20 protein-coding genes and 1 riboswitch are annotated in these 21,031 nt (G+C 36.1%); of the genes, 1 reads left to right on the top strand and 19 read right to left on the bottom strand.

Annotated elements, in window-relative coordinates:
* The first annotated feature begins 51 nt into the window (after positions 1-51).
* On the top strand, positions 52-699 hold the full coding sequence (locus BCR22_RS03425) for a TetR/AcrR family transcriptional regulator C-terminal domain-containing protein (protein ID WP_069653584.1): 648 nt from the start codon (positions 52-54) through the stop codon (positions 697-699).
* A gap of 50 nt (positions 700-749) precedes the next feature.
* Here BCR22_RS03425 and BCR22_RS03420 read toward each other — a convergent pair whose 3' ends face one another.
* The 19 genes from BCR22_RS03420 to BCR22_RS03330 form a co-directional block, all read right to left on the bottom strand.
* Complete coding sequence (locus BCR22_RS03420) at positions 750-1,538, bottom strand: alpha/beta hydrolase (protein WP_069653583.1); 789 nt, start codon at positions 1,536-1,538, stop codon at positions 750-752.
* 241 nt (positions 1,539-1,779) lie between these two features.
* On the bottom strand, positions 1,780-3,243 hold the full coding sequence (locus tag BCR22_RS03415) for an MDR family MFS transporter (protein ID WP_069653582.1): 1,464 nt from the start codon (positions 3,241-3,243) through the stop codon (positions 1,780-1,782).
* 290 nt (positions 3,244-3,533) lie between these two features.
* On the bottom strand, positions 3,534-4,721 hold the full coding sequence (metK, locus tag BCR22_RS03410) for a methionine adenosyltransferase (protein WP_069653581.1): 1,188 nt from the start codon (positions 4,719-4,721) through the stop codon (positions 3,534-3,536).
* A riboswitch (SMK box riboswitch) is annotated at positions 4,719-4,860 on the bottom strand. (Overlaps the previous gene by 3 nt.)
* Positions 4,861-4,995: 135 nt before the next feature.
* Entirely contained in the window at positions 4,996-5,709 is a 714-nt protein-coding gene (lepB, locus tag BCR22_RS03405; protein ID WP_240485846.1) for a signal peptidase I, read from the bottom strand.
* A gap of 19 nt (positions 5,710-5,728) precedes the next feature.
* The gene (locus tag BCR22_RS03400; RefSeq protein ID WP_069653580.1) at positions 5,729-6,397 is read right to left on the bottom strand and encodes a hypothetical protein; all 669 of its coding nucleotides are present in this window, start codon (positions 6,395-6,397) and stop codon (positions 5,729-5,731) included.
* 27 nt (positions 6,398-6,424) lie between these two features.
* Positions 6,425-7,498 carry a WxLIP family cell surface protein gene (locus BCR22_RS03395; protein ID WP_069653579.1) on the bottom strand — a complete coding sequence of 358 codons (1,074 nt, stop codon included), beginning with the start codon at positions 7,496-7,498 and terminating at the stop codon, positions 6,425-6,427.
* A 101-nt stretch (positions 7,499-7,599) separates the two neighbouring features.
* Positions 7,600-8,436, bottom strand: coding sequence for a WxL domain-containing protein (locus tag BCR22_RS03390; protein ID WP_069653578.1), 837 nt, complete (start codon positions 8,434-8,436; stop codon positions 7,600-7,602).
* A 32-nt stretch (positions 8,437-8,468) separates the two neighbouring features.
* The gene (locus tag BCR22_RS03385; protein WP_069653577.1) at positions 8,469-9,275 is read right to left on the bottom strand and encodes a WxL domain-containing protein; all 807 of its coding nucleotides are present in this window, start codon (positions 9,273-9,275) and stop codon (positions 8,469-8,471) included.
* Positions 9,272-9,616 (bottom strand): LPXTG cell wall anchor domain-containing protein, encoded by a 345-nt coding sequence (locus BCR22_RS03380; protein WP_069653576.1) that lies wholly within the window; start codon positions 9,614-9,616, stop codon positions 9,272-9,274. The genes BCR22_RS03385 and BCR22_RS03380 overlap by 4 nt, the downstream gene beginning before the upstream one ends.
* 16 nt (positions 9,617-9,632) lie before the next feature.
* Entirely contained in the window at positions 9,633-12,980 is a 3,348-nt protein-coding gene (locus BCR22_RS03375) for an isopeptide-forming domain-containing fimbrial protein (RefSeq protein ID WP_069653575.1), read from the bottom strand.
* A 339-nt stretch (positions 12,981-13,319) separates the two neighbouring features.
* Positions 13,320-14,009 carry a winged helix family transcriptional regulator gene (locus BCR22_RS03370; RefSeq protein ID WP_069653574.1) on the bottom strand — a complete coding sequence of 230 codons (690 nt, stop codon included), beginning with the start codon at positions 14,007-14,009 and terminating at the stop codon, positions 13,320-13,322.
* A gap of 879 nt (positions 14,010-14,888) precedes the next feature.
* On the bottom strand, positions 14,889-15,320 hold the full coding sequence (locus tag BCR22_RS03365; RefSeq protein WP_069653573.1) for a hypothetical protein: 432 nt from the start codon (positions 15,318-15,320) through the stop codon (positions 14,889-14,891).
* 470 nt (positions 15,321-15,790) lie between these two features.
* Positions 15,791-16,231 carry a GNAT family N-acetyltransferase gene (locus BCR22_RS03360; protein WP_069653572.1) on the bottom strand — a complete coding sequence of 147 codons (441 nt, stop codon included), beginning with the start codon at positions 16,229-16,231 and terminating at the stop codon, positions 15,791-15,793.
* Between the two features lie 172 nt (positions 16,232-16,403).
* The gene (locus BCR22_RS03355; protein ID WP_069653571.1) at positions 16,404-18,041 is read right to left on the bottom strand and encodes a peptide ABC transporter substrate-binding protein; all 1,638 of its coding nucleotides are present in this window, start codon (positions 18,039-18,041) and stop codon (positions 16,404-16,406) included.
* 22 nt (positions 18,042-18,063) lie between these two features.
* Positions 18,064-18,381 carry a cupin domain-containing protein gene (locus BCR22_RS03350; protein ID WP_069653570.1) on the bottom strand — a complete coding sequence of 106 codons (318 nt, stop codon included), beginning with the start codon at positions 18,379-18,381 and terminating at the stop codon, positions 18,064-18,066.
* A 190-nt stretch (positions 18,382-18,571) separates the two neighbouring features.
* Complete coding sequence (locus tag BCR22_RS03345) at positions 18,572-19,054, bottom strand: nucleoside deaminase (RefSeq protein ID WP_069653569.1); 483 nt, start codon at positions 19,052-19,054, stop codon at positions 18,572-18,574.
* Positions 19,055-19,081: 27 nt separating this feature from the next.
* The gene (locus BCR22_RS03340) at positions 19,082-19,840 is read right to left on the bottom strand and encodes a tyrosine-protein phosphatase (protein ID WP_069653568.1); all 759 of its coding nucleotides are present in this window, start codon (positions 19,838-19,840) and stop codon (positions 19,082-19,084) included.
* A gap of 126 nt (positions 19,841-19,966) precedes the next feature.
* Positions 19,967-20,788 (bottom strand): histidine phosphatase family protein, encoded by an 822-nt coding sequence (locus BCR22_RS03335; protein WP_069653567.1) that lies wholly within the window; start codon positions 20,786-20,788, stop codon positions 19,967-19,969.
* Positions 20,789-20,804: 16 nt separating this feature from the next.
* Positions 20,805-21,031: family 1 glycosylhydrolase (locus BCR22_RS03330; protein ID WP_141706527.1), on the bottom strand; the 227-nt coding region annotated here is incomplete at its 5' end.

The following is a 21,031-nucleotide window of genomic DNA, read 5'->3' as shown; positions in this document are numbered from 1 at the left end:
AAAAATTTCAAGAAATTAATCTATAGTTGTTATATAAAAGGATGAGAAAATTTGGAATCAAAATTATCAAAAGAAAGAATCGTTCAAGCTGCATTTCAGTTATTAACAGAAAATCCTGAATTAGAAAAATTATCCATGCGGAAAGTCGCTCAAAAGCTTGATATAAAAGCCCCCGCTATTTATTGGCATGTAGAAAATAAACAAGCGTTGCTGCAAAGTATGGCGGAAGAGATTGAAAATCAATTTATCCCACCAAAACCGCAAGAAAATTGGAAAGAAACAATTTATGCTTATATGGAAAACTATTATGAACTGTATCAACAATATCCTTGTGCTATGGAGATCGAAATTCATACAATTCCTTCTTATCCATCGCGTTTAAGAAATCTAGACGCCATTCTCGGGATTCTAAATCAAGCTGGTTTCTCCATCGAATTAAGTTATATGACAGTTACCTCTTTACAGCATTTACTATTTGGCATGCTGATGGATTCTGCCGAAGAGAAGAAACTTTATAATAAAGTCATGGCCGGTGACGATTATTTGAAAACGCAAATTATCTTGATGAAACAATACGTTCAAGAGCATGAGTTACACAATATCAGCGAAAGTATTCATTATCGCCAGAAGGAAAAACAAAAAGATTTCTTTATGAAAACATTGCGGGTATTTTTGAATGGGTTAGATACGTTCGTCTAGTATTAAATACGCAAAAAAGCTCAGACATTTTTATTTGTCCAAGCTTTTTTTTATTTTTCTAATGGTAGCCAATCTAATACTCGTTGAATCCACTCATCCCAAAAGACCCAATCATGGTTACCTGGCCCCGTTTTAAATGTATGATCAATATTGCGAGCTTTTAGTGCATTTGCCATTGTTTTATTTCCATAAAGAAGTAAATCTTCTTCACCACAACAAAGAAAAATATCTGGTACTTTCTCCCCGCTAGCGACTAGTTGGTCTAGTAAATACATAGGGTCATTGATCGATCCTTGAACATTTTCTAATGGACCGAAAATTCCTTCCCAAAACGTTCTCCCTTTGATTGCTAGCAAATCTTCTATTCTATCAGCAAGATTCACAGCACCTGATAAGGAAGCCACAGCACCGAATTTTTCAGGTTTGGCAAGCCCAAGTTTTAAAGCACCGTATCCCCCCATCGATAATCCAACCGCAAACGTCTTTTCTCTTTTCGTTGATAGTTGAGGAAATAATTCATGACAGATGGTTGGTAGTTCCTCAGAAATGAACGTCCAGTAATTCATATCATAGGTTGTATCCGTGTACCAACCCAGGTCTGTAGATGGCATAATCACAGCCAGTCCTAAATCCGAAACATAACGTTCTATCGAAGTCCGACGTTCCCATACGCTATGATTTCCCCCCATCCCATGAAGTAGATACAAGACAGGGACATCTGTAAAATTTCCTTTTGTAGCAGTACCAATTTTTTTCTCTGTTTTTTGTGGCAAAACTACATTTACTGATACTTCCATTTCTAACACGTTAGAATAAATATTTGCTTGCAAAAAAGCCATCCAATCTCCCTCATTTTCTGTTTTCTATTATTGTAGCATTAAATCGCTCTTTTTTTGCACTGTATAGATCAAAAAAACTCGTTCTTCAATGAAGAACGAGCGGGAGGAGGAGTTAAAATGAAACGAACTTTATTTTGTTTAGTTGCCTTTGGTATGTCTTTATCTTACAAAGTAATTATGAACTTTGTATGTCAAATTTTCGTCTATCATGGTTCTTTTTTATAAAGAAATAATGATCCATCTACTTTGCTATTTTCTTTTTAACACTCACATTTAAAATAATCGCAACAATAATCAAGCCAATCCCAACGACATATACATTATGAAGACCTGCATAAAGCATACCTCGTAAAGGTCTCAGTAAATCTGCTGGTATTGTATTTGCTGTATGTGGATTAACAAGTTGATTCATCACATCCGGATCGACCTGTAATGTACTTTTCGCTAATTCTGAGGTTGTGACTGCATTGATGATTACCCCGAAAATTGATACCATCAATGTTTGTCCAATGGTTCTCGCTAATGTATTAAATGACGTTGCAACACCCATTTCAGATGGATCCACGCTGCTTTGAGCCGTCACTGTAGTGGTTGTGATCGTAATCCCAAAACCAACACCCAAAACAGAAGAAATCGCAAAGAACCAGACAAATGAAATGGACGCTGGTACTAATACTAAGAAAATACCGCCTAACAATGTAATACTTAAGCCAATCGTCAGTACTCGTTTTGTTGTATGTTTCTCCATTAAATTACTCGCAATGAACGAACCGACCATCCATAAAATGGACATAGGCGCTAATACTAAGCCACCAATCCCTGCGCTTTTCCCTAAAACGCCTTGCATCCACATTGGAATATAAACTTCTACGCCCATCAAAAAGCCACTGATCAAAGCCGCTACGATATTAACAATCACAAACGTAGAATTTTTAAACAGCATTAAATCAATAACAGGATCTTTGGCTCTTTTTTCCACAAAAATAAAGCCAATAAAGAATAAAACTGATGCGCCCAAACAAAGAAATACTTTTAAGCTAAAACCACCATCACCAATTAATTGGAATCCTAATAACAGTGTTAATAAAACGAACATCAGTTGAACACTACCTAAGATATCCATTGGTACTTTAGATTTTTCTCTTTTTGGTTCCACTAAAAAGTAAGCAATCAAGCCCATTAAAACAAGTCCGATCGGTACATTGATGAAGAAAATCCAGTGCCAACCAACTGTGTCCACAATAAATCCACCTGCAAGTGGACCAAATATACTAGCAATTCCCCACGCAGCACTATTTAATCCAAGCATTTTTGCACGTTTATCAATTGAATAAATATCAGCTAAAATCGTTAAAGCAACAGGCATGATTGCTCCTGCTCCAATTCCTTGAATTGCCCGAGCAATGATCAATGTCATCATATTTTGTGCTAAACCACAAAGTGACGAACCAATGATAAAAATAATAATTCCAACCATGAATATCGGTTTACGCCCAATTTTATCTGCTAGCTTTCCGTAAATCGGTGTTAGCATCGCATTTGTTAATAAATAAATAGAAAAGACCCAGTTCATAATTTCCATGCCATGTAATGATCCTACGATTGTTGGCATTGCTGTTGAAACAATTGTTCCTTCGATTGCTGTCATAAATGTTGCAACAAAAACACTGATTGTTACAAGTTTGACGTTTGTTTTTCTTTCCATGTATCTCCATCCTTTTGATATTTTTTAGTTTAATAAAGTTACTTATGAATTCATTTACAACATTTTATTGGTACAGTGTTGAGACTTTACTAAGTAAGGTAGCGACACTCTCTTTGGTTCCTAGTACTGTTGATTAGATGGAACTTTGTAGTATACTTGATGTTTCTTTTAATAGGTAACTTCTCTCCCTTTGGTCGCCAAGTACTGTTCATCATCCACTCTGGCGGAGCCAGTCGTGGTGGTTCACAGCAAAACGGCGCCACTAATTTTCATTAGTAGCGCCGCCTCGTTTACTCCATCAAGCTTTTCTTGATTGCATCGACTTTATCTGTCTGCTCCCAAGGTAGTTCAATGTCTGTACGACCAAAATGACCATATGCTGCCGTTTGTTTGTAGATTGGACGGCGTAAGTCAAGCATTTCTATAATTCCCGCTGGACGCAGGTCAAAATTTTCTCTAACGGCTTCGATCAATTTGCTTTCAGGTACTTCGCTTGTACCAAAAGTGTTGATTGAAATCGATACAGGTTGTGCTACACCAATGGCATACGCTAACTGAACTTCAACTTTTTCAGCTAATCCTGCTGCAACGATGTTTTTTGCAATGTATCGCGCTGCATAGCTTGCAGAACGATCAACTTTAGTCGCGTCTTTTCCAGAAAAGGCGCCGCCACCATGACGAGCATATCCGCCATATGTATCGACGATGATCTTACGTCCAGTTAAGCCGGCATCTCCTTGAGGTCCACCAATAACAAAGCGACCTGTAGGATTAATAAAGTATTTTGTTTCTTCATCTAGTAATTCTGCTGGAATCACTTCTTCAATGACGAGAGATTTCACGTCTTTTTGAATCTGCTCCAGCGTAGCTTCTTCATCATGTTGTGTACTGATCACAACTGTGTCTAAACGTTGCGGTTTGCCGTTTTCATCATATTCTACTGTCACTTGTGATTTTGCATCAGGACGTAGATAAGGCAATTTTTCCTCTTTACGTAATTGTGCTAAACGATTTACAAGTTTATGACTTAAAGAGATTGGTAACGGCATTAATTCTGGCGTTTCATCTACTGCAAAACCAAACATCAATCCTTGGTCTCCAGCTCCAATATCATCTTTGGTATCTTTCTCACCACGTGTTTCTAGTGCATCATCCACCCCTTGTGCAATATCGGGTGATTGCTCGTCTATTGCAACAAGAACTGCAACGGTATCGCCATCGAATCCATATTTAGCTCGTGTATAGCCAATATCTTTCAATGTTTGCCGAACAACTTTTTGGATATCTACGTATGCAGTAGTAGATATTTCTCCAAAAACTAAAACCAAACCTGTTGTTACACTTGTTTCGCATGCCACACGGGCTAACGGATCTTGTTCTAAAATCGCATCTAGTATTGCGTCACTTACTTGATCGGCAACTTTGTCCGGATGTCCTTCTGAAACTGATTCTGATGTAAATAAATGTCTCTCTGTCATAATGTATTCCCCCTAAATTTAGTCGGTTACAAGGCATCTTTGTACAAAATGTAGTACCACTCGCTTCATATCCAACAAGAATATTTCATCGAAAAGTCTACTATTTTACAACAAATCCTTTCGGGAACTTGTAACGCTTACTAGTATAACAGATTATCTAGCAAAAGACTTGCTATTTGCAAAAAAATACAGTTTACCATTAAAAAATAAGACAAAGCTGTTGGGCCTGTCTTATCACTTCTATAAATAAACCATCTTTCAGATATGAAGAAAACTAGAATCTTTGTAACAGATGCAACGGTAAGATTCTCATTTCCACCACACCAATAATATCTTTTCGATCTACTAATCCATACTGACGACTGTCAACTGAATACGGTCGATTATCCCCTAACAGTAAGTATTTTCCTTCTGGAATTTTTGATGTTCCAGTTAAAGTAAAAATCGAAAAATCATCCGTATAAAGTCGACCGTTTTCTTGTGAAGTTTGCTTTTCATCGAAGATAAATTTTTCTTCTCTATCTTGTCCATCTATTTGCAGCTGATCATTTTTATAGGTTACCCTTTGTCCTGGCATCCCGATGATTCGTCGAACTTCTTTTTCCTTGGTTCCTGGTATTTGAACGTATACTAATTCAAACGTTTTGAGTTTCCCAATCTTATTTACGTAAACCCGATCTCCATCTCTCAATGTGGAAACCATAGAATATCCTTCAACTTTAGGAAGAGAAAATAAAAACAAAGACATGAAGAAAACGAGAATACTAGTAATAGCTATTGCACCTAAAAATTCCAATAAAAAAATTTTTCGTTTGCGATTCTTCCTTCTCTTTTTGGCTTCCATGAGCGCTTTTTTTGATTTTCCTGTACGCCGTTTTTTGATTTTTGATGAACTATTTTTTTGTTGTTTTACATTTTTCGGCTTCCGTTTTTGATTTTGATTAGCGCGGTATTTTTTCTTTTTGGCTGTACGTTTTTGTGATTCCATGATAAATCACCTCAATTGTTTACTTTTTTTGATTCAAAGCAGCTTCATTGATATTGTACAGTTTGAATACTTTTTGTTCGTATTCCTTTACTTTCTTGACATCTTCTTGATAGTCTTTTGCCAAATCAGGATTGTTATAAATTTGAGTGTAATTTCTCATTACGTTTGTACCGAGTTCTTTCATTGCATTATAATAACGGTTTAAGGTTAATTGGCCTTCTTGGGTATTTACAGTACTGGCTTTTTTCGTTCCATAACTTGCGATGCTATTTGCAAGATAACGCAAATTTGTTTCCATTTTATCTTGAGATTCTGATCCACTGCCTGCTTTGGACAATTCACCATTAAAATCACTTAAAAGATAATACCCTTTAGAAATTGAGTCAGAGTCATCTGTGGTTAAATTCATTGCTTGATAATAAGCCGAATAAAAAGCGCCAGCTCCTAGCAATAGACTTGCCACTAACGAAATAATCGCAGCTGTACGCTGATTCTTCTTTTGTCGAATCAATTTCTTTTTTGCAATGCGAAGTCGTTTCTTCTTTTTCTTTGTTTTGGCTCTTTTTCTACTTATAGTTTTTAATTTAGTTCCAGTTCTGATTGTTAAAACCAGAAAAAGGATAAAAAATAGGATGGCAAGGACTGCCAACACTAACCCTATGCTAAAAAACCAATCTAATGTTGTCATGATCCTTCCCTCCAGCTAGTATGTTCCTTACTTTAGCTTGTTCTTTTTATGACGTTCTGCTTTTTTAGCCGCTTCTCTTCTTTTACGAATCATACGAATAATAAAGAAAATAACTAAAATAACAACGAACAATCCTACTGCTGCACCGATGATCAGTGGCCAGTTAATTCCTTTTTCTTGGACTAATCCAACATCTTCTCGGTTAAATTTATCAGCTTCTTCTGCAGTAATTTCAAATGATTCTGTCCATTCCCATTTTTTACTTCCAGAAGTTGCCAAAATGTGCGCGCGGTATTTCCCTGGAACCATTTCCTCTCCTTGCATACTTACAGGAAAAGTCATATTAGAGTTTGGGGCCATCCGCATGGAAGATTTCTTTGTTTCGTACAATACTTCATCGCTTTTGTCCGACATGATTTGAGCTTCCATTGATAAATTGTCTAAGAAGTTTGCTTTCGTGTTGGAAACATCCACATAGACAACATTTCGCGCATTTGATTGTCCTGCATTGACTTTATTCAAGTTCAATTCTGGTTCTACTTTAGTATCTGTTTCTTGTAAAACCATCGCAATAACATAGGCGTACTTATTGATTACGTTTGCGCCGTTTTGCGTTTTTTGATCCTCATCATCTGCTTTTTTCAACTGAATTCCGCCGACAATCACACCATCATAAGAGGCTTTGGGCATGGTAATTTCTATGTCTAATGTTTTTTCAGAGTTTGGTGGTAATACCACTTTTTCTGGCGCTTTAACAAGATCAACAAAATCATATTTTAGCGATGCGTCTTTTTTTAGATTGATTGGACCATATTCTAAAACACCATTCATGTTCGTTTTGGCACCATTTAGGCTTGTTTCAACGGTTATTTCTTTGTCTCGTGGATTTTTTAGTAACACTTGTACTTTTTGGGTTTGACCGGGTGTCATTTTTAAATCAAAATAGCCAGCCTCTTTTTGTTGATTTTCAGGAAATTTAATTTCATAAACAAATCCTGTTGCACCACCTGCTTCTTGAGCGAGACTATTGGTTGGCCTTGCGATAAATGTAATAAGTGAAATAAGAACTGCTGTTACTATGTATGTTAGTTTATTTTTCATAATTTTTCCTTCTTCCATTCAAAACTATAAACAAGATCACTGATTCCAATAAAGGAATCAGCATCTTGAGTATTGACTATTTTGTTATGTTTTATTTTTAATTATTCTGCTGGGGTTTCTGGTGTTTCTGGAGCTGCTGGAGCTGGAGTATACTCGATTGACCAAGTAATATCCGCAACATATTTACCTTTAACAATGTTTTGACCAGCTGGAACTGATAATTCAACAGATTTGCCTGCTAAACCAGTAGATTTTTCTTCAAGAGTATTTTTAGCATCTGCAGTTGATGTCCCAAATTCAGCGTAGAATGTACCTAAACCACGGGCACCTGTTGATTCAGCTGTATTGTTGTCAAGAACAACTTGACTCACTCCATCCTGAGATAAAACAAAGTCTGCTGGACGAGTTTTTGGCCAGTTCGCTTCTCCCATTTCTGAGTTTAGGAAGCCATTAGCATAAGAAATTGTTGCATTGTTCAACGTATTTGAACCGTTAGTAAATTGTTTAGTCATCGCTGCTTTGATTTGGTATTTGTGGTCATTCCCTGCACGTTTATCTGTCCATTGTACGTAGTTACCACGTGTTACAGTTGTTCCATCTGTTAACGTTAATGAAACAGGATTTGCTGTTGCTGTTGTTGGTTTTGGTGATACACCAATTTTTTGGTTAGGGAAAATCAAGTTAGACACAACGTCTATTGTGATTGGTCCGCCATCAGGGTTAATTGTGATGTCCGGATTTTTTCCTGGATCAACGTCTGTTCCATCAGGAATTTCAGGGTCACCAGGGTTGTTTGTTCCGTTATCTTCTTCGTACGTTACTTCACCTTTACCTGTTAATGATTTTGCCTCTGTTTCAGCATTCGCTGCCATCGGTGCTAAAGCTCCTGTTGTGATTGCTGCTACTACTGCTACTGAACATAATGTTTTGAATTTCATTTGTGTTTCCTCCTAGTTTATATGTGTGTGTTTTATGGTAACTCGGCTAATATCCAAGTTAACTCGGTTTGATATTGTACAGGATGGATTTTAACTGCATCCGGTACGGATAAAAAGATTGCTTTGTTTCCCTGAACTTGCTGATTTTCGAAGTTCTCATCTAAGACCGGCTGATTTTTTTCATCAACTTTAGGGAACATGGTGTTTGCTTGGTCACCATTATTTTCAGCGGATGCCCCAAATGAGATAATCCATGTGCCTTTTCCCTGTCCTTGATCAGCTGAAGCTACTGGAAATGTTGTGCCAGGTGCATTCAATTGAATGATATCTTTACTGAGTTGGGGCGATTTTTCTTGAGTATACGCAGAATTTGCCCACGCTTTATCAAAGGATAGAACTGCCCCTTTCAATTCTTTTTCAGCGTCATCTTGAATAACATCATTTTTAAATTGGTACTCTTGACGAACTTGAAGCGTCCATCCTGAAGCTTCTGCTCTGGAATCCGTTATTTGCAAATAGTTGCCTCTGGCAGGCGTGCCATCATGAAACAATTGCGCATTCACGTAAAAGTTGCGGTCTGTTTCAGTGATTTTACTTCTACCAAAATTCAACGTCGGCGCAAAATCAAATCTAAGATCCCCATCCGTTGAGGGTCCTGGACCTGGATCAACTGGCTTGACTGGTTTTTCAGGATCAACTGGCTCTTTTGGATGTTCGCCAGTGTATTCGACGGTTCCATGACCTGTCACCGTTTTTTCTTCCGCAGATGCAAAATCCATTACTCCTACTGTTGCTAAAAACAACATGAAGGCAGCTAAAATCAATCTTTTCTTTTTCATTCATCTGCCTCCTGTTCTTTTTTACGCTTCTTGAAGAAAATAAAAAGTGCAACAGCAACTAGAACAATTCCGCTAATCCCAATTGAGCCTTTGATAATTTCACCCGTGGAAGGATATCTTCCAACAGGTTTGGTGACCTTAGGTTCAGACGAGTTAGGCGGGGTTGGTTTTGAAGGTTCTCTTGTTGGTTCGGTTGAGTCTTCATAAAACGTAATGATTCCCTCAGTCGCAACTTGTCCACCATTTTGGTTGTCAGCTGCACTCACATTTGATGAAAATGATGCGAGTGCCACCATACACATGATAGAAGCCAGCATAATAATTATTCTTTTTTTATTCATACTTTTCTCTCCTATTTTATGGATTTTCTGATGGTGGTCCTGCAACTAATTCCCAAACGATTGTGGCTTCATATTTACCTGAAGCTATTGATTGACCAGAATCAACATTTAATTTGAATCCATCGCCATCTGGTGACCAAGTACTACTGATATTATATGGATCATTATTATCATTTTTACGTGATATGATTGGTTGTGATGCACCCATTAACGTGATTTCATCATTTTTGTGTACATAACGAATCGCTCTTGGAATAAAGACATCTGGTTCATCGACTTTGGCTAATTCTTTTTCTAGACGTACATTCAATGTCCATGTTTCTTGAACAGCACGGCCATCTTTCACGACTAGATCTTCTCCTTCATAAGAAGGATTATTGATTTTTGTTCCTTTAGGACTGAACGTAGTTGCTCCAAAGTTGATATTTTTAGGCGCTGAAACAAGCTCCAGAATACCAAAAATACTTCCTCCTGGATTATCAACGTTTGCCTCTTTAGAGAACACATCATGCGCTCGGCTAGGATCATCAGGTCCCTCTATAAATTCCCCAGATTCTCTTGGTGAAAAACCAGTTGCTATCCCAACGTTATTGATCACTTTACCAACTGCAGATTGTTGAACTTCTGTTTTAAAGGTTACAACTGCAGAAGCTCCCGCTTTCAAGTTTCCGACGTTAACCGTCAACAAGTGAGAATCGACGTCATAGGTAAAGTCAGTTTCTGCTGCCACTTTGCCATTAATCGTAACGTCTGCTGTTTCTGGATCAAATTTTAATCCATCTGGAATCGTATCTTTTACCGTTACTTTATTCCAAACAGCATCTAGACTAGCATTTTTTCCATTTGTGGCTGTTAATGTATACGTTAGAATGTCACCAACTTGGGTTGTTTTATCGCCAGAAGAAACAACAGTTTTTTCCATTAATGGATTGTCTGGAAGTCCGTCTTCTACACTATATTTCGTTGCAGGCTTGAAGGTTGCATCACGATAATTCATTTCGGTTGCCGGATTGATATTTCCATTAGCACTATTAGTTGAAGGTGCTGCTGGATCTAGAGTCTCAGTAATTTTGCCAGCATTATCTTCTAAGAAAATTTGGACGGTTTCGCCTGTGTTTAAATATCTAGGTAAATTATATGCCCATGTACCATCATCATTGACTGACCCTACATTTGTTTGACGTGTACCATTGATATCAACATAGATTTTCGCTTTTGGTTCAGCATTTTTCCCAATCAATTGCTTCATTCCATTAGTTACTTTATCGCCAGTCACAATAGCTGGTTCTGGTGGCGTAACATCAATTACAGTTGTGGGGGTCTTTTCCCCCATTCTATATGGAGTCAAAACATTATTGACGTACGATGCACGATAAGGCGTTCCAAACATGTCTTTTTGAGCAAGTTGAAAGCCTGGTATCTCATGATCTGCTTTTTTCCAATGGACATAGTTATCATCGGTACTTGTTCCTGTATAAGTATTTCCCAAAGTATCAGTGAAATCGACATAAGCCTTACGAATGCTATCTGCATAAACGGGTTTTGTTTTTGCATTACCATCTTCGTCAAACGGATCACTACCACCAACTGCTGTATATCCTATTAAAATACGTGATTGTTGGTCGAAATCCGCATCAGTTACGGGCGTCCAAGTGAGTTCAGGTATACTATTCATTCCTGAGATACGTTTATAATTTGGACGAAGATATTGACTTTGAAGAGCCGGATCGGAGCTTGTCACTCCTCCATTTGCAGATGCATTTGTTACAGTGAAGTCTGTTACATTCGAATAATCATAGGTTGGCGCACCATCAATGTCTGCTTGATTATTCCAAATAGATATATCAGAATTTTTTATAGTGAAACTGTTGGTTCCTCTATTCGACGTTGTATCTCCCAAAAAGGCATTGGTTGTCGTTGTACTATTGAACGAATTACGAATGTCAAATGACTCTGGACTATCAAATATGAACTGATTGCCTCCATTTGTTGAGTTATACGCAAGAACTCCACCATTATTATTCCCAACAATGAACACATTTGATTTAGGCTTAAATTCATATTTAGTGTTTTTAGGGTTTGCTTGTGAACCAGCATTCGTAGCATTTACTGCACCAGATTGAACAGTAGCTCGACTGCCTGCACGAGAAAGTAAATTGACTGTTGAACCTTCTTCCGCTATAAAGCTTGCACCGTCCACATTAAAATAGGCAGCTGATCCAGGCATGTTCGCATTATAAGTTGCATTTTTCCCGACTCTTAGCTCATCGAAAAAGTTATACACTGCAGGATAATTGGTGCCATTAGCTGTATAATTTAAATACACAAAACTGCCTTCTCCAATATCAAATTTCCTGGTCCCTGTTGAATCAGTGTCCCCATTTTTACCAGTATTATCCATGAACCAAACAACTGAATAATCATACTCAGCGTTTGTGCCTTTATAAAAGGTACTAGGCTCAAATGTCATTCCACCGGTATAGAAATTTTCAGCACCTGTTACGATGACATTGTATCCATACATGCTAATCTCAGCACGAGGAGCACTGATTAAGCGGCCACCCACACGTTGGTTATCACTTTTTTTACTAGTGTCATACGGAGTGTAAACATTCCCAATTCTGTAACGCCATAATCTTCTATTTGAGCCGGTTGAACCGCCAGTGCCCCATTGTCCTTTACCATTAACAAATGACCACGCAGTTCCAAGATTCCCCTCTAGCGCTCCATACCCAGTATTATTCGCAATTTGAATATCATGCATGTGGAATACTGGTACGTCAGAAAACGCTTTGCCAAAACTTGCCAAAGAATTTAGATCATCAACATTGATTGAACCATTTCGCATCTCAAGGAGATGCCCTTGACCATCTATTTCAATTGATTCTGCTCTAGAGATAGCAATCGCAGTGCCATAATAAATATCTGCATCAAGGATGATCTTTGAGACTTGATTATTCTCAAAAGCTGCTCTAAACTCAGCCCAAGTTCCTACATGAACCGCATTGGTATCAGGTCGGAAATTATATTGAGTATTCCATGCTTGATTTTGCTGAGCATTCAAATCAGCATATTGTGTTTGATACTGCTCATTTGTCATGCTTCCAGTGATTTTATTCTCAATTTTGGTCTGAGCTGGTTGATAATTAGTTCCATCCATGTAAGCTTCCATTTGAGGAACAGTGATCGTTTCTTGATTATGCAAATCCTCTTCGGTTTTTAATAGAGTGGAAGAATCCACGTTTCCTATCAAAGGTTCCTCAGCTGCTTCAATTTTATTAGAGTTATTAAATAAAATAACCGCTAAAATACTGAACAGAAAAATAACTAGTCCAATAAAATAAGACTTTTTTCCGATTTTCATATCTTCTCAACTCCTCCCTTAACAATTTTTTTGTACGTCTGTCTTAGAAGAACGCACAATCTATTTCTATTTTTCTTGCCAATTGTTCCATTTTTTGATACATTCACAATGCAGGGGAAAATTAGTGTTACGCTTTTGTTCAACGCTCCATAGAGAATGGCTGTTCTCTACCTGGATGTCGACAAAAAGCACACTGATTTTCTCTATTTTTGTTTATGTTTTCAACAGTTGGCTTGAAAAAGAGAAAACATATTTCACTTGATTCTTTTGTCACCGTCATTGTCGTAATACATATCCGATCAACCGCCATGACAGATTCAATTCATTCAGTAAATAGCACTACATCGATAGCTTATATCCTTTTGAACGAACAGTTTTAATGTATTCAGGATGTGCCGCATCTTTTTCAATTTTTTGTCTTAAATGAAAAATTAAATTCGATACACGGTATTGTTTATCATTTCCATCGTTTTCCCAAACATTTTTGTAAATTTCCTCATAAGAGACAGCTACGCCTTGCTGTGTTTGTAAAAATTCAATTGTTTTGAATTCAAGTTTGGTCAAATTGATTTCAATTCCATTTAATATAACGCTAAAATTACATGGTCGTAGTTGGAACTGACAGTCGTTACTCACTTTTTCCGTGCGTTTTACATTAACTTGATGCACATTTTTGTATCTATTAAGAGCATTTGTTATCATAAGTTGACACTCTTCTGGAGCACATTCATTGTCTATTATTCCATCTGCACCAAGCTGTAAATAAACAATGTGATTCATTTTATTTTCTCTCTCTGAAATCACCCATATAAAAGTATCCTGTTTTTTCTTCAATAGAATAATCAATTCACAGATCATACCAATATTTTGTGCTTGTTGTTCATTGATGATGATTCCATCATAATTCCCTATAGTTTCAGCAGCTTCATCTTTGTTAACTGGATGCACGTCCAATTGAATACTTTTTAATGAATCTATGTATTTTTGTTCATCTGTATTACCAGCCAAAACGAATCCTATGTTGTACATTCGGAATTCTCCTTTACGATTTTGTTATTAAATGAATTGCTCTGATCGTTATAATTTATTACATACTTTTCTATATCCGAAAAGTTATAAATAAGATATATTAAAGATATACTTACAAAACTAAAATAAGTTTAATCTATTTTATTTATCAAGTCTACATAATTTAGTTCTTTTATTTATCATATTTTTGATAAATAACACAAATTTTTGAGAATTATGTGAATAACCTATTGATTCTTATTAATTTTTCTACTTTTTTTTGGAAAGTTATTGATAAAAGTATTGATGTAGAAACACTTTCTAAAAGACAACTCATCTCCTCTAGCATTATGTTGTAAACATTAGGACGGTAAAAAAAAGGAATAGAAACAAACCGATTGAACGATTACTAACTCATTTTAGTGAAAAAAAGGAAATTTATTAGCGATGGATTTTATGGAATTTGAACACTTGATGAGTATACAACAAAGTGAACTTATCTTGTTTTAGGGCCTTATGGCGAAAACCTTGTTCCTCCCTCAAATGACCATTTCTTTAATTGGATTACACGCAACCGGAACAACCTTAATTGCAAGAACTCTTTTCAACCGGTATTTTTACATATAGATTTTGAGAATGCTCGTAGAATTGAGACTGCATTAGATCCCTTAATCGATAAAGTTCTTAAAGATAATATAGAAATAAAAAAATCCCAAGACTAGATGTATACTAGTTTTGGGATTTTCCAAATAAATAATCAAAAAAATTTCAAACGCTAAACAATTAAAGCTCTATAGTTTATTTTAATCCTTATAATTTTTGATAGTTCACAAAATAATTTTACAAAATATTTATTATCTGCTTATATTCGGTTATTTTTTTCTCTTTGACTAAACATCACTACATTTTATGAACACTATGCGCACTTTGGATACCACCGCATGCTTCCTTACAAGCCTGATTGATCAATCTAAACGAACTTTTAGTACTGTTTAATCCACGTGTGTACTTGATTTCATCAACTACTTCACATTTGTCATTCAATGCTTCTAGCCAAAAGTAGATTCCTTCTTTATAAGTATCTAAGCCCTCCAACAGGATTTTGGTTGCTTCTTTTTCGCCATAAATTACTAATTCTTTTCTAAAACTTGCTTCTTCTACAAAGAACCGGTTAACATTGCTGCGGCAAAATAAATAAGTATCTTTACCCCTTCTGTTAATGGCTTGGCTACAGCTGTTCTCTTGTACTTCCTTAGAAATGGCATTAAAAATCTCATTGTAGACTTCAACTCGTTGCATTACTGACAAAATCATATCCGTATAACTATACATAATGCTCTCTCCTCCCATAACTAAGCAGCTAAAAACGCTGACTTATCTCCATTATAGTATCTCTCGAGCTCTTATATCAAGTAATATGCTATTAAAATGAAATTTTTTTGTCATTTTTTTCATTCCTTTGTCTATTTTTTTTCTACTTTAAAATAAAAAAAAAGCCCATCACCCAGTGTTTACAAGGGAAATCGAGTCATTTTAATTTAGTTCAACATCAATTGAACATTATTATTTTTTGATTTTATTATTAATAAAGTTTTAATCGTTTCTTCTAAAAGAATACTTTTAGTTACTTTAATCTATTATAAATTAGATAAAAAAGCCGTTACATTAGATTATACACATTAGTCTGTAGAGGTTAAACTATATTGCTCAAAAGGAAGAGATTTTATCTAACCATTAAATGAACAGTTTCTCTCTTCTTTAGACTTTCATTCGTGAAATAGAAAGAAGTAATAAGGAAAATGTCACTTTTCCTTATTACTTCTTTGTAAATGTAAAATTGGATATGGTCTGCCTGCATCATCCACTTCACTTCGTGCATATTCCTCAAATCCCATTACGTGATAAAATGCTTTTGCAGACTGATTCTGTTCGTTAACATCAATCAATTGAATGTCCTTCATCTTAAGTAAATTCGTCATTACTTGCTTGCCATATCCTTTTCCAATATGAAGTGGATCTAAAAAAAGCATTTCTAATTTATTACCATCCACACCAGAAAAGCCGATGATCTTGTCTCCCTCTGTCCAAACACATACATCTAGATGAGGAAAATAGGTCGGTAGTTCTTTCCTTATTGTTTTAAAATCTTCAATGTCTAGAAAATCATGGGTTTGTTTAACCGACCTTTCCCATATTTCAACGAGCTGATTGTACTCATTCTCAGTTGCTTGGTGTTGTTCCATGTTATACTCCTAAACTATTTTGTCTTTCTACTTGATTTTATGATAGCATTTCTTCAATTATCGTACAATGAACCAAATTTTTAGACTAAAAGTGGCTAGGACAGAAGTATTTATTCGCATTTAGTGTATGATGCAAAAGTGATTTTTTTGTTCCATACCTTTTTTTGGACTGTTATTTCGATTCTTTATAGATATTTTTTAATGTTAATGGTGCAGCAAAAGTGTGATAGTTTACCCCTTCAATCTGTTCATTTTGTAAAACTGATTGCTGATTTTGGCTGATAATAATCATTCCTGCCGTCTCTTCAATTCCTTCTTTTTCAGCGGCAATCAAAGTCTTCCAGCGTTTTTCTATATCGGTCGCGTATTTTTGTGATGCATCATTTAACAAAGCATCATATTTAGCATTTGAGTAATTACGATCATTTCCAGTCCGTAACATGTTTAGTGTCGAAATCGGGTCTTGATAATCTGGTGTCCAGTAAATCAAGAACATATCATAGTCACTTTCACGACTAAGATTCAATGCTGTTTCAGTTGGTAATGCGGTTAAGTTGATAGTTAAACCAGGTAGTAGTTTTTCTAAGCTACCTTGAAGACTTTCGCCCATTTTTTTATAAAAACCATCATCTGTTACCATTAAATCTAAAGTAATGTTATCACCTAATTCTTTCTTAGCTAGTTCCCAATAGGTCAAAGCTTCTTCTTTATTGTAGGTCATTAAATCACCAGCTTCTTCTCGGAAATCTACGCCTGTTTTCGGGTTACTTACGAACCCTTCTGTTACGGCGCCGTACAATGGTTTTGATCCGTCGGCAATAATATTATTCACTAGATTTTCTTTATCGATTCCTAGTGCTAACGCTTTTCTTAAGTTTTCATTTTTTAACGGTGTCTCTTTGTTTTTACGCTTTTGGTTTAAGCGGATATAGTTCATAGTTGCTGTTGGATAAGAGTGATAGTTTGGATTACTTTGGTTTTGTTTTGCTAATTCTCCAGTTACTGTTGCTACATCCAGCTGTCCATCTTCAAAAAGATTTAATGCTGTTGAAGCTTCTTTGACTACCTCATAATGGATCTTATCTGATTTCACATTTGCTTGATCCCAATAGTTCTCATTTTTCTTGAGATCCCAGCTTAAATCGGTTTGTTTCCAGTTTTCTATAGTAAATGGACCATTGTACACAACATTTTCACTCGTTGTTCCGTAATCCGTTCCCATTTTTTCAACGAATTTTTGATTTTGAGGGAAAAATGTTGGAAAAGCAAGAACTGATGTAAAGTAAGGTTTTGCTTCTTTTAGTTTCACTTCTAGCGTTTGATCATCAATTGCTTTTACACCAAGTTCATCCACTGACTTTTTGCCAGCTGAAATTTCTTCAGCATCTAAAATAGTATCTGCAACTAAGAAGCTGTATACGAAACCATTTTTAGGATCGATCATTTTTTTCCAAGCATATTCAAAATCTGCTGCGGTCACGGGATCGTCATTACTCCACTTAGCATTTTCTCTAAGTTTAATCGTATACGTCTTACCGTCTTGAGAAATTTCAGGCATTTCTTTTGCTGCTGCCGGAATTAATTGATCTTTGTCATCTAGTGCATATAGCCCTTCAAATGCTGCGGTTTGAACAATTGCATCTGGAAAATCCAACATAACGGATGTATCCAAGGTCGTTAATTCTGAAGGTGACATTAAGTTTAACGGTGCTGTTTCCTTTGCTTGTTTTGCTTCTTTACCACTAGAACATCCCGAAATAATGGTCAGTATTAACGTTAGACCAATAATTGATTTGACTACTTTTTTCATATCGTTCTCCCTTATATTTGTTTTATGCGCGTTCTACTAACATCCAAACAACCACTGCTGCTTGGTCCCCGTCGTTATAATTGATATGCCCTTCTCCTGCCTCGATCAACTGAGCATCGCCAGGTTTTCCTACCAAGTCTTGGCCGTCTTCTAAAATAGTATGCGCTTCACCCGAAACAACATAAGAATATTCATCTTGGTCATGTCTAGCAAATCCTTCTAATGGTCTTTTTTCTCCTGGTTGTAGGATAACTACACCCATTTGAACCTTTTCATTTGGTTGATTTTCTGCATCGAAAAAAATTGTCATTTCTTGAGGTAGTGATGGTTTAATGATCATATTTTACAGCAACTCCCTATACTTTTGTATGTAATTTTATTCATTATTACCTTTACTTTTCAATAAGTCAATAACATTTTTGAAAATTCTGACAGTTTATCTAACAAGTTAGGTAAACTGTCTAACGTTAGAATGTGGAGCAACACTAAAACCAAGTTTTGCCCCACATTTCTATAAATGATTTCTATTTTTAATTCCAGTATCCTTGATGAACAGCAGCTGCTGCTTGTTCAACTTCTGGAAAAGGGCCAATGACTTGGATGTTTTTTTGGCCATGATTCACTATTTCTTGCGAAGGTAAGTCAAACGTTGGGTTTTGCTCATTGTCACCCGTTAGTTCTAACAAACGTTTTTCAGTCATTGCATAAACAATTGTACCAATATTTCCCCAATAAATTGTGCCAGTGCACATCGCACATGGTTCAGCAGTAGTGTACAATGTACACTCCCATAAAAATTCTTTGCTATATTTTTGTGATGCTTTTGCTGCCAATGTAGTCTCTGCATGCCCCGTACAGATATTTTCAGTGATTTCGATATTTTCCTGTTCTAAAAGAATCATTCCATCTTTGTCCGCAAGCAATGCCCCAAATGGTGTATTACCATGTTCGCGAGCATTACGGGAAATTTCAATACATCGATTCAATAGGTCAATATGCTGACTTTTCATCATAACTAGTCCCTCTTCTTTCAATAATCTTTAATCAACAAAACGGTTATTGAATGCTTCTCTCGTCACTTTATCAATTCCAATTGCTTGTTTTAAATAAGTCGAAACATCCCCGTATTGCTTTTCAACGGTCTGATAAAAATTATCTAAATAACTGCTATCTACATTTAAAGCAACATGTAAAGCTTCTAAATTCGCTCCTTCTAAATCGGCTTCTTTCGCTTGTTCTAAAATCATTGCATTTTCTTTTTTTCTTAAATTATTAGTTAATAAATAATCAGTGTAAATAGCCTCTCTTGGTACGTCAAGCGTTTCTAATACCAGCAGTGCAGCAATCCCAGTACGATCTTTCCCCGCAAAACAATGGAATAGAATACTTTCTTCTTTTGGTAACGTTAAGATTTGTTCAAAAAATTTATTGTAGCCCTTTTGTGATGTCTGATTCAGAGCAATATCAGCATAAAGTTTTTCCATGTAAGCAGCTGATTTCTCAGGGGAGCCGATTTTAACAAAATCTTCAATTGATGCTCCTTCATCTTGAATATCTTCCAAAATATCAATATGGATATATTCTGCTTTTGGAATAGACATATCCGGACGCTCTTCGACTTCAGCTTCACTTCTTAAATCAATGATCTTACCTACACGGTATTTTGTTTCCAAACGTTGCTCATCATCTTTCGATAATGTAGACAACTCACCTGACCTTAAAAATACGTTCTTCTTAATTTGTTTCCCTTCTTTATTTTGGATACCACCGATATCACGAAAATTTGTAATAGTCACCATAATTTTTATCCCTTTTCTTTCTTTTTGTTCTTATTATACACAAAATTCGATCAAAATGGTTTCTTTGATCGAATTTTGTCTGAATAAGATTGAACTAAACAAGCTAGTTATTGTTCAACTGTTCTTCTATTTTTTTTGACCTGCTTCAACATAACTTAAGTCATTGATTTTTTCTAAAGTATAGTTTCCATCTTTGTATTTCACAGTACAGACACTTGCATTTTTTAAACCACCTTCGGGTATTTTATAGTCATCGAATAAGGTAGCAAGTAATGCAGAAATACTTAAACCATGCGAAGCAATCAAAATATTTCCTGAGCCTTCATTCTTCATTTCTTTTTCAACGATATCCTCTATCCCCGCTTTAAGTCTAGTAGTGATCGTCTTATAGTCCTCCGCTGGCCAATTGACTTTAGCTTCTTCTACATTTTTAGCATCTAATTTAGCTACGCTATTGGCAAACGATTCTGGCGTCATATTTTTCAAAAATTCTTCTAACGTTACTCCTTGATCGTCCGCTATATCTTGCCACATAGTGTGATTCAAATCACCTTCATATGTGCCAAAGTTGAATTCTCTTAAACGTTCATCTGTCATAACTTTTAAGTCGGATGATTTTTCATTTTCTTTTATGATTAGATTTGCCGTTTGAATCGCACGACCACTGTCACTACTATAGGCATTTTGGAAATCGACTGCTTTCAATCCAACACCTGCTGCTGTTACAACTTCTTCACCGGCTTTCGTTAAAACTGCATCTGACCAGCCCTGAACTCGATCGGTTGTATTTAGCATTGTTTTACCATGACGAACAATATACAAAGTCAACTCTTCTGGTGTCTTTTTAGCAACTGAGGTATCCTCTTTTTTAGTATTAACATTACCACATCCTGCCACTACTAACATACTTACTATGAAAACCCCCAATAGTTTTCCTATCTTTTTCATTTGATTGTCTCCTTTTTTATTCGTTGTTCAGATCTTCTCCATTCGTCGCAATCACTTTTTTGTACCAATCAAATGATTTTTTCTTCGAACGGTTCAAGGTGCCATTTCCCTCATTATCGCGGTCGACATAAATAAAACCATAGCGTTTTTTCATTTCGCCTGTTCCGGCAGAGACAAGATCGATACAGCCCCATGTTGTGTACCCTAATAAGTCGACGCCATCTAGCTCTACCGCATCTTTCA

It is taken from the genome of Enterococcus plantarum, from assembly GCF_001730295.1.
GTDB classification, from domain to species: Bacteria; Bacillota; Bacilli; order Lactobacillales; family Enterococcaceae; genus Enterococcus_L; species Enterococcus_L plantarum.
Note: the sequence above shows the minus strand (reverse complement) of the source record. Positions and strands in the feature narration are given on the sequence as shown.